8 protein-coding genes and 1 CRISPR repeat array are annotated in these 10,326 nt (G+C 31.5%); all 8 genes read left to right on the top strand.

The annotated features are described in order from the left end of the window. The first annotated feature begins 672 nt into the window (after positions 1 to 672). The 8 genes from cas6 to cas2 are packed head-to-tail and all read left to right on the top strand — an operon-like array spanning position 673 to position 9,385. Complete coding sequence (cas6, locus tag K6343_02280; GenBank protein ID MEF3244798.1) at positions 673 to 1,428, top strand: CRISPR-associated endoribonuclease Cas6; 756 nt, start codon at positions 673 to 675, stop codon at positions 1,426 to 1,428. Further along, complete coding sequence (locus tag K6343_02275; protein ID MEF3244797.1) at positions 1,421 to 3,367, top strand: TIGR02556 family CRISPR-associated protein; 1,947 nt, start codon at positions 1,421 to 1,423, stop codon at positions 3,365 to 3,367. Before cas6 ends, K6343_02275 begins: the two co-directional genes overlap by 8 nt. After that, the gene (gene cas7b / locus K6343_02270; protein ID MEF3244796.1) at positions 3,357 to 4,322 is read left to right on the top strand and encodes a type I-B CRISPR-associated protein Cas7/Csh2; all 966 of its coding nucleotides are present in this window, start codon (positions 3,357 to 3,359) and stop codon (positions 4,320 to 4,322) included. The genes K6343_02275 and cas7b overlap by 11 nt, the downstream gene beginning before the upstream one ends. Before the next feature lie 15 nt (positions 4,323 to 4,337). Next, a complete protein-coding gene (gene cas5b, locus K6343_02265) occupies positions 4,338 to 5,081 on the top strand; it encodes a type I-B CRISPR-associated protein Cas5b (protein MEF3244795.1) in 744 nt (247 codons plus the stop codon). Positions 5,082 to 5,083: 2 nt separating this feature from the next. Beyond that, positions 5,084 to 7,615 carry a CRISPR-associated endonuclease Cas3'' gene (locus K6343_02260; GenBank protein MEF3244794.1) on the top strand — a complete coding sequence of 844 codons (2,532 nt, stop codon included), beginning with the start codon at positions 5,084 to 5,086 and terminating at the stop codon, positions 7,613 to 7,615. Next, positions 7,612 to 8,103: a CRISPR-associated protein Cas4 gene (gene cas4, locus K6343_02255; GenBank protein MEF3244793.1), complete on the top strand. Its 492-nt coding sequence runs from the start codon at positions 7,612 to 7,614 to the stop codon at positions 8,101 to 8,103. Before K6343_02260 ends, cas4 begins: the two co-directional genes overlap by 4 nt. Continuing rightward, complete coding sequence (gene cas1b / locus K6343_02250; protein MEF3244792.1) at positions 8,100 to 9,095, top strand: type I-B CRISPR-associated endonuclease Cas1b; 996 nt, start codon at positions 8,100 to 8,102, stop codon at positions 9,093 to 9,095. The genes cas4 and cas1b overlap by 4 nt, the downstream gene beginning before the upstream one ends. Positions 9,096 to 9,133: 38 nt before the next feature. Further along, positions 9,134 to 9,385 (top strand): CRISPR-associated endonuclease Cas2, encoded by a 252-nt coding sequence (gene cas2, locus K6343_02245; GenBank protein MEF3244791.1) that lies wholly within the window; start codon positions 9,134 to 9,136, stop codon positions 9,383 to 9,385. Positions 9,386 to 9,552: 167 nt separating this feature from the next. Continuing rightward, positions 9,553 to 10,326: a CRISPR direct-repeat array (repeat unit 20 nt; unit sequence GTTTTTAGCTCACCTATAAG).

Raw genomic sequence — 10,326 nt, 5'->3', positions numbered from 1 at the left:
TGGCAGAATAAAAACATTAAACTAGACAAAACACTCTAAATTATAGTAGTTGTTTATGTTTTCTGAGGAGTTTTGAGTGGGTGTCCCACCTTAAATATAAGATCCTTCGTCGCTATCGCTCCTCAGGATGACAAAGAAAAAGGGGCTCAGGATGACTGCAAGTGGTCATTCCGAGGTAAAGCCCGCTTCGTCATTCTGAACACGTTCGCTTTGCTCAGTGTAAACTCCGTGAAGAATCTCGTCGTTTTATATTCGAGGGGGTATCACCCTCAACTTAAGGGAGAATCTCATCCGTTTATGTTTTTTAGTATTCGGGGGAATCTTGAAGGGGTATCTCTTTGGTGTCATTCTGACGATGCAAAGCCCCATTGGTTATACTGAAGCGAAACCTCCCCTTGATCGTTCTTACGAGGCGCCGTTTAACTCTATTGTGTCATTTTGATGACCTAAGTCCTCTGAGTCATTCTGAGGGAGCGTTAGCGACCGAAGAATCTCGTTCTTTTATTTTTTTACAAAATAAGAGCTATATTAAAAAATCATCTTTTTAAAATTATTTAAAAGCATAGTGTAAAACTATTGACAAAAAAACTTTTATTTCTTAGAATTTATTAAAAGGAGTTTTTTACGCCGAAAAAAGCGTAAGCAAAAAGGAGAATTATTTAGAGGAGTTAAATGAGAATAAAAATTATATTTGAAAGTCAAAATCAAAATTTAATTTTACCACTCCATTACAACCATCTTATTCAATCCCTCATATACAACGTATTCTCAAAAGAAGTTGCAGACAAACTACACAATGAAGGTTATAACTTCCAAAAAAGAATTTTTAAACTATTTACATTTTCTCGCATACTAGAAAAGGGAGAAAAAAATAGTAATACTTTAAAATTCAAAAGAAACATATCTTTCTACTTCTCTTCGCCTTTCCTTGATATTGTAAAAGATTTCGGCACAAGTGCATTCAATTCATCAAAGTTTACCTTATTAAACCAAGAAATATACGTTTCTGGTATTGAAGTTGTAAATCGGCCTTTATTATCCGATAGAATCCTTATAAAAATGCTTTCTCCTGTTACCATCCACTCTACATTGGAAAAAGCCGATGGATCCCAAAAATATTACTACTACAAACCAAACGAAAAAGAATTTTCTAAGTTAATCGAAGAAAACGCCAAAAAGAAATTCTTTATTATTAATCAAAAAGATCCAACAAATCTTACACTTGAAATAAGACCTTACAAATTTTCAGTCAAAAACAACCTTTCTGTTGTAATGTTTAAAAATACACCAATAGAGGCTTATACTGGCATTTTTGAGCTAAAAGGCTCAAAAGAATTAATTGAGACAACATATCTTGCAGGCCTTGGAGACAAAAATCCAGAGGGCTTCGGCATGTGGGAAGTTTGGAAAGGAGGAGAAAATGCTTGAAGCAGTAAAGAAAATAGGTGAGCTATCTTTAAAAGAGAGAAAAGAAAGTTTTGCTTTTAGTCTCATCGAAGAAGGCATAGATTTTGGTTCAGAAGAAAATAAAAAATACATCCTCACTTTAAATTTTGACCTACAAGAAGAAAAAATTCACTTAGATTTTGAAGAAATTGACTATAAAAAACTTCAAAAATATCTTTGGATTGGAAATGCAAAAAGCAACAACCCACAAGATAGATTAACAACAAATAATGTTTCATACCTACTTTATCAAACAATTCCAAATCTTTATCACAATCTTAAAGAAGGAGATTTAAAAGATAAACTACAATCTATTTTGGAAAAATTCTTTTTAAAACTCGGTCAAAAAAGTGTTTACCTCCTAAATTTAGAAAAAATCGAGGGATCAAACATCAAAGTTGAAGAAATTCTTCAGAATTTTCCTCATGATTTCAAAAAAGTTAAAGACTTCGTGGAAAAAATTTATGAAAAAGAATTTTATGAAATCTTAAAGAATAAAGATCTTAGTAATAACGATTTCTCTCTTTATTCAGTAAAGATTGACGGACTTGCTCCATCTGAACTTCAAGAATACATAGACTACATAGAAGAAAAACTCATCGGAGAGCCTTTTGAGGATTCAAGTTTCGAAGGCACATGTTATGTGTGTGGCAAAAAAACTCTTATAACTGCAGATACAACTAAGCTTCCTGATAAATACTATATTACAAAGCTCGTAACCTTTGCTTCAGGGCTAGATAAAAAAGGATTTTCAAAAAACTTTGCCATTTGCAAAGATTGTTATAAAGAATTAATGGCTGGAAGTAGTTACATAAGAAACAACCTCTCCCAAAGACTTGCAGGAAGAGACCTTTACTTAATCCCAAGTATAATGTTTAGTCCAAAAGAAGATTATACTCTTAAAGATATTGTAGGTGTATCAAAATCTTCTTTTAATGCGATTAAATCATTTGAAGGTAAACTTGAATTTCAGAATACAATCGAGAAAAACTTAGTTAATTACACAAAATATAAAGAAATTGGCAGTTATTCAAATATAAATCTCCTGTTTTTCGAAAAGAACCAATCTGCCTTTAAAATTAAAAAACTCATAAAAGATATTCCCTTAAGAAGGCTCGATGAAATAAGAAAAGCACAAAATGACACCCAAAATATTACAAAAAAGCTTTTTGGAGAATCTGCTTCAAGGTGGTTTTTCATAAGTTTAGACCAAATATACTATCTTATTCCCGTAAGAATAGATAAAAAATCAAAAAGAGCCGTAGATTACAAAAAAATGCTTGATTTGTATGAAGACCTATTTGTGGGTAGAAAAATAAACAAAAACTTTTTAATTAACGAATTTTTGGAACTTTTTCAAGTTTACCGATTTGAAAAATTTGCGCAATTTAACATTTTAAAACCTAAAGATAGTGATATCGAAATGGTATTCGCAATTTTGAAGACAAATTTTCTATTAAAGATGTTTTCTTTATTACATATTTTAAACGGAGGTGAGAAAATGATTGAAGGAGTTGATGATCTTCCTTTAAGAGAAGAAATCAAGAATTATTGGAAAGAAATGAATTTTTCAGAGCAAGAGGCTGCACTCTTTTTACTTGGCTATCTTATTGGTGAAGTTGGAAACAAACAGAGAACAGGAGAGAGTAATAAAAAGCCAATTCTTGAGAAAATAAATTACCAAGGAATGAACTTAAAAAGAATTATTTTGCTTTCAAATGAGATTTTTGAAAAACTTGACCAGTATAAGGTTAGAGATTTTAACGAAGTTAACTTTGCAATTATGAAAAGATTTATGGATAAAAACATTTCAAACTGGAGTATTTCTGACAGTGAAAATGTTTATTGGATTTTGTCAGGCTATGCGTTTAATACTTATAAAGTAATCACATCAAAGAAGGAGGAAAAAAATGAGCAATAAAGAGAATGTTTATTCAAAGAATTCTGAGATTTTGTTCATCTATGATGCAAAACTCTGTAATCCAAATGGAGACCCAGACAATGAAAACAAACCGAGAGTTGATGATTCTACCAACAGGAACCTTGTAAGTGATGTGAGGCTTAAAAGATACATAAGGGATTATCTTGAAAGTAAAGGTTTTGAGATCTTTGTAGCAAAAGTTGATGGAGTTTCTGTCTCTGCTACTGAAAGACTTAAAAAGTTTTTTGAAGATGCAGAGAAAAAGGTAAACTTAAATAATCTTTCTAAAGAAGACACCGATTTTTTGCTTTCTAAACTCATTGACGTAAGACTATTTGGTGCTACAATGCCAATAAAGGCATCAGAAAAAAGTGGAAAAGGAGCTTCTTCAACATTCATAGGACCAGTTCAATTTAACTGGGGATATTCTTTAAATAAGGTTGAAACAGTTAAATCAAGTTCAATTACCTCAACTTTCTCGGGTAGAGAAGAAAAAGGTGAGTATGGAACTTTTGGCAAAGATTGGAGATTATACTATTCTCTTATTACATTTTATGGAATAGTAAGTGGCTATAGAGCAGAATTCACAAATCTTTCTGAAGATGATGTAAAAATCTTAGACGACGCCTTATTAAATTCCATACCAAAAATGGCAACAACAAGAAGTAAGATAGGTCAAACTCCAAGATTTATTCTTCGTGTTGAATATGTAGACAAAGAAACTTTTCTTGGAGATTTAAGGGATTTCATAAGCATAAATAAAGAAGAAGGTTTAAGAGATCTCGAAGATTTTGAAATAGATTTTTCAAAATTGAAAGAAGTGCTTGCAAATCATAAAGAAAAGATAAACAAACTTTACGTTTTTGAAGACCCATCCCTTTTGGTTAAAGATGGTAAATTTAGTTTGCAGTTAAAAGACTTTTTTGCAGGGAAGATTGAAGAAATAAAATCTTAGTTAAAGGAATTTAGTATGGATCTTCTCATATTTGATGTTATAGGAAAAATGGCACATTTTAGAAAATACTATACCAATTCATCCTCCTTATCTTATTATTTTCCTCCAAGGACCGCTCTTACGGGACTCATTGCTGGAATAATCGGCATGCAAAGAGATACATACTATGAGATTTTTTCTTCAAATAAAACAAGAATTGCAATTTCAATTAAAACTCCTCTAAGAAAGATCATACAAACTGTGAATTATGTTTGGGCAGAAATACCTGATGAGCTGAATTTGAGTAAAGGCCAGCATACACAGATTCCTGTTGAGATTGTAATCCCAGATTCATTTGAAGAGAACATCCGCTACAGAGTTTTCTTCTCTCATGAGGACCGCAAAATCTTAGATAAGGTTTGTTTTGTAGTGAAAGATCAGAAGTTTGTTTATCCCCCTTATCTTGGTATAAGTGAATTTACAGCTAAAATTGAATTTGTCGATTATGTAAATTCTATTCATGAGGAACATGGGAAAACAACCCTTGACTCTATCTTGAATATCAAATATTTAGATAATGGAGCTTTAGAGCCTTCTTACGACTCTCTCTATATAAAGGAAATGACACCTTTTGAATTCGATAAGGAAAGAAACTTGATTAACTCTCCTGCTTATTTCATTGTGGAAGTCAAGAGCGGAAAAATTACAGTGCAACTCAACAAGCCCTATTATAAAGTTCTTCACAGGAAAGGAGAAGAAAACATTTTATTTATGGAGTAGTAATGGAATTTTACTCTCACATAGAAAAGGTTGGCTCAGTAGTTGTTTCAAAAACTCTTCTAAAAGACCATCTTAGAGAAGTGGGTGAAAAGTCGTCCGATTATTTCTTTTTTACCGATCAAAGAATTCTTTCAAACATCTCTTACTTTGTGGGGTTATGCCATGATTTTGGGAAATACACAACATTCTTCCAAGAAAGATTGCTTGGAGAATCTAAAAATTCTTCCTTAGGAGACCATTCTTTTATCTCTGCAATTTTTACCGCTTGGGTTTTCTCTAAAAAACTGGATGAGTTTAAAGAATTAGAAGAAAGTATCTTAAGATTCTTACCTCTCATCACTTTTTTTGTCGTCTATCATCACCACTCTGATCTTACCTCGCTTGAAGATATAGATAATAAACTGCAAGATAATATAAGTTTAGAAAATGTAAAAAAGCAAATACAAAATCTAAAAGAAAACGAAACTGCTATTAACGTAGAGCTTAAAGAAATTGGGTTGAATCTGACCATTGAAGAGTTCGAAAGTGCCTTACAAAACAAAAGCGCATCCCAAAATATTATATATGAACTTTCTAAAGAAATTTATTTTTATAATAGAGATGATGGAAATAAAGTTAAGATTTCCTTACTTATACTTTCTCTTTTCTCTTCTCTTATTGATGCAGACAAAAAGTGCGCAGGTAAAGTTAAAGATGTCGATAGAAGATTCATTCCAGATGATATTGTAGATATTTATAAGAAAAAGGTATTTTCAATTTCTCCCATAAGTGATCTAAATCTCATGCGCGAAGAAATATATCAAAACGTCGTATCAAAAGTAGAAGGCTTAGATCTTTCTAAAAGGATATACACACTCACTTCGCCTACTGGTTCAGGAAAAACTTTAACTTCATTTTCTTTTGCAATAAAACTGAGAAACAGAATAGCAAAGGAGTTTGGATACACCCCTCGAATTATTTACTCTCTTCCGTTTATCTCAATTATTCAGCAGAACTTTAAAATACTTCAAAATGTCCTTTCAAATATTGAAGATTTTAAAGAGAATGCATCAAATTATATCATTGAGCACCACCATCTTTCAAAGATTTCTTATGAAGAAGGGAACGAATTCAAAGAAGTTGAAGAAGCGCTTCTTCTTCTGGAATCGTGGGAATCTGAAGTGATTGTTACAACATTTATTCAATTTCTCTATACAATAATTGGTTTTAAAAATAGATTCCTTAAAAAATTTCATAATATTGCAAGAAGCATTATCATTCTTGACGAGGTTCAAAACATTCCAATTGAATACTGGGATCTTGTTGAAAATGTATTAAAGAATTTAGCAAATTTCCTTAACTGCTATATCATTTTAATGACAGCTACACGTACTTTAATCTTTGAGGAAAAAGATGCAACTGAATTATTAGACAATCATTCAAAATACTTTAAAAAGTTTAAGAGGGTAACCCTTATGCCAGCATTAAATATAAATTCTATTGAGACACTTAAAGAATACTTTATAGACCTTTACAGAAATAGCCCTTACTCGTCATATCTTATAGTGTTGAATACAATTGGATCTTCTATAGAGATATTTGAATTACTTAAAAGTTCAATTCAAAACGGTATCATCTATTATCTTTCAACAAACATCACCCCCTTAGACAGATTAAAAAGAATTACAGAAATAAAAATTTTCCTCAAATATAAGGAAGCATTCAAAAGAAAAATAGGAAAAGAAACTTTGCAAAAAGAATTAAAAGACAGTTTTGAAAAAGAAATACTTGAAAATAATTACGAAAGATTTTTAGAGATGGCAGAGAAAGATACTAGCCTTATCGTTATTTCAACGCAAGTAATTGAAGCAGGTGTTGATTTGGATTTTGATACAGTAATAAGAGACATAGGTCCATTTGATTCAATTGTTCAGGTAGCAGGGAGATGTAATAGAGAATTTAGAAATGAAATTGGCGTTGTAAAAATTGTTTACCTTAAAGAAGATGGAAATTCATTTGCTGGGATGGTTTATAGAAAGATATCACCAGATATTTCTTTTAAGATCTTAAGAGACAAATCACAAATAGAAGAAGAGGAGTTTTGCAACTTAATTGATGAATATTTTAAAGAAAGCAAGCGTAGGAGATCTTCACAAGAATCAGAGGATATTTATAATGCTATTTTAGATTTATGTTTCTTTGATCCTTTTAGAAGAGATACAGTTGCCAATTTTAAACTAATAAAAGAAGAAAAAGTGTTTCCTATCTTTGTTGAAGTCGATAAACAAGCAAAAGAAATTTGGAACAAATATCTTTCAATAGTTAATAATGAAAATTTTAGTAGATGGGAGAAGAAAAATGCACTACTTAAAATAAAGCAAGATTTTGAAAAATACTTAATATCAGTTAGGGTTGATAAAGACGATTTTTCTTTATTTGAAATAGCACAAGATAATGATCTGGGATATGTCCCCTTTGAAAAACTTGAGAAATACTACAATATCGAAACTGGTTTTAAAAGAAAACAACACCGAGGGGAGACAATTATAATATGAATATATCAGGAACACTAATCTGGTATTACTTTGTCTGTAAACGTGAAGTTTGGTTTATGGCAAGAGAATTAACTCCAGATCAAGACAATTCTTTTATTGAAATTGGCAGAATGATAGAGGAAAATTTTTACAAAAGGGAGAATAAGGGTTTAGATCTTGGTAACATAAAAATTGACCTTGTCAAAAAGGATGGAGAAGATATTCTAATTGGAGAAGTTAAAAAATCTTCCAAATTTGAAAAACCATCGATTATGCAACTTTCTTTTTATCTATTAAAGTTAAGAGAAAATGGAATCGACGCAAACGGTGAGGTTTTAGTTCCGAAAGAGCGAAAAAAGATACCTGTTAAACTTAATAAAGAATTAGAAGAGGAATTAAAAGTTGCAACGGAAGAGATAGAAAAAATTATAATGAGTGATACTCCTCCCAAAAAGGAAAAGAGCAGATTTTGCACTAATTGCGCTTATAGGGAGTTTTGCTGGTCATGAAAGGCACAATTTTTGTTTTTTCAAATGGCACATTAAAAAGAAAGGACAATACAATATACTTTGAAGGGGAAAATGATTTGAAGAAATTTGTTCCAATTGAAAATACCATTGAAATCCATATTTTTGGAGAGGTAACAATAAATAAGGACGTGCTTGAATTTTTCTCTCAAAAAGAGATTTTACTCCATTTTTACAACTATTATGGGTATTATGTAGGGACATATTATCCTAGAGAGCACTATAACTCTGGTTTCATGATTCTAAAACAAGCAGAACATTACATTGATCCTATAAAAAGACTCGTTCTTGCAAGAAAGTTTGTTGCAGGCGGAGTAAGAAATATGGAGAAAGTCATAAGTTATTATAATTCTCGAAGCGTTGATCTTTCTTCAACTTTAGAAAAAATTGCCAATTTAAAGCAACTTATAACTTCTCAAAACGATATCAATCAACTTATGGCAATAGAAGGAAATATTAGAGAAATATACTATAGTGCCTTTGATTCAATTATTAATGATGAAAACTTTGCAATGGAGGAAAGGAGTAAAAGACCCCCCAAAAACAGGCTGAATGCTCTTATAAGTTTCGGCAACACCCTTCTTTATACGACAATTCTTTCAGAAATTTATAAAACACATTTAGACCCAAGAATTGGATATTTACATGCAACAAACTTTAGAAGATTTACATTGAATCTTGATGTTTCAGAAGTCTTTAAACCAATAATTGTTGATAGAATGATCTTCTACCTTTTAAATAAAGGAATTATAAAACCTAAAGATTTTGATAACTCCCTTGGAGGATTATATCTTAAAGAACAAGGTCGGGCAGCTTTTATAGAAAAATTTGATGAAAGGCTTTCAACAACAGTAAAATATAGAAAAATCGGGAAAGATGTTTCTTATAGAAGACTTTTAAGACTCGAACTCTATAAAATAGAAAAACATCTAATGGGAGAAGAAGAATATGAACCGTTTCTTGCTGAGTGGTAATTGATAATACTTGATTGGAGCAACAAATTTATTTAATAATGGTATATGATATAGCTGAAGAAAGAGTAAATAAAGTCCTAAAAATAAGTAGGAAATATCTTGATTGGATTCAAAACTCTGTGCTTGAAGGAGAAATAACCAAGGCAAAATTTGAAAAACTGAAAGTTGAACTAAGAAAAGTTATAAATGAAGAAAAAGATTCTATAATTTTTTACATCTTAAGAACAACATTATATAGTGAAAAGGAAATTATTGGGAGAACAAAAGGCGGGTCAAAATTAATCATATAATTTCAGTCGATGTATAATATTGCAAAAAATGCCGTTGACCGACTGAATAAGCTAATTTTCGATAAACTATGTTTGAAATTATTTGTAAAAGACATATAATATTTTTGAAAAAAGTAATTTTATTTTTAAATAAAAAAAGGAAACCTTTATAAATGTATATAAAATGGGTTTTTAGCTCACCTATAAGGGATTGAAACAAGGAAACATCGCTTTTCTAAATATCTCAACCCACTTATCGTTTTTAGCTCACCTATAAGGGATTGAAACTCATTTTAGATTTAGAAGCATTGAAAATGGTTGTATTGGTTTTTAGCTCACCTATAAGGGATTGAAACCGAAAAAGGGCGAGTTGAGTGGATTTGTGAAGGGCAAGGTTTTTAGCTCACCTATAAGGGATTGAAACTTTCATCTACCTGTGCTTGTGTGAGCAAGTCTCCTTGCAGTTTTTAGCTCACCTATAAGGGATTGAAACTCTACAAAGGCGGGATAGTTGAAGAAGGCAAATTATACAGTTTTTAGCTCACCTATAAGGGATTGAAACGTTTGTTCTAAACCTACTTTAGTTTGTTCTAAACGTTGTTTTTAGCTCACCTATAAGGGATTGAAACCACCTCCAGACAGAGGGGGGTCCATCGCCCCCCATAGTGTTTTTAGCTCACCTATAAGGGATTGAAACTTAGAGAAGACAAAAAGGGAATTAAATGTCCAGTAGAGTTTTTAGCTCACCTATAAGGGATTGAAACGTAATTAACCTAACAGCCTCAAATACCTCTGGATGTTCTGGTTTTTAGCTCACCTATAAGGGATTGAAACTGGAACAAAAAGAATGCCCCTCCTTTTAAGTTCAGCACCGTTTTTAGCTCACCTATAAGGGATTGAAACCCGAGTTGAGGCTACCGAGTTGAGGCTACCTTTCGGAAAGTTTTTAGCTCACCTATAAG

It is taken from the genome of Caldisericaceae bacterium (assembly GCA_036574215.1).
GTDB lineage: Bacteria > Caldisericota > Caldisericia > Caldisericales > Caldisericaceae > Caldisericum.
This window is presented reverse-complemented; position numbering and strand designations above follow the sequence as displayed.

Bases quoted from the DNA above. Each gene is read 5' to 3' on its own strand.
- cas6 (MEF3244798.1), top strand. From the start codon at position 673: ATGAGAATAAAAATTATATTTGAAAGTCAAAATCAAAATTTAATTTTA.
- K6343_02275 (MEF3244797.1), top strand. From the start codon at position 1,421: ATGCTTGAAGCAGTAAAGAAAATAGGTGAGCTATCTTTAAAAGAGAGA.
- cas7b (MEF3244796.1), top strand. From the start codon at position 3,357: ATGAGCAATAAAGAGAATGTTTATTCAAAGAATTCTGAGATTTTGTTC.
- cas5b (MEF3244795.1), top strand. From the start codon at position 4,338: ATGGATCTTCTCATATTTGATGTTATAGGAAAAATGGCACATTTTAGA.
- K6343_02260 (MEF3244794.1), top strand. From the start codon at position 5,084: ATGGAATTTTACTCTCACATAGAAAAGGTTGGCTCAGTAGTTGTTTCA.
- cas4 (MEF3244793.1), top strand. From the start codon at position 7,612: ATGAATATATCAGGAACACTAATCTGGTATTACTTTGTCTGTAAACGT.
- cas1b (MEF3244792.1), top strand. From the start codon at position 8,100: ATGAAAGGCACAATTTTTGTTTTTTCAAATGGCACATTAAAAAGAAAG.
- cas2 (MEF3244791.1), top strand. From the start codon at position 9,134: ATGGTATATGATATAGCTGAAGAAAGAGTAAATAAAGTCCTAAAAATA.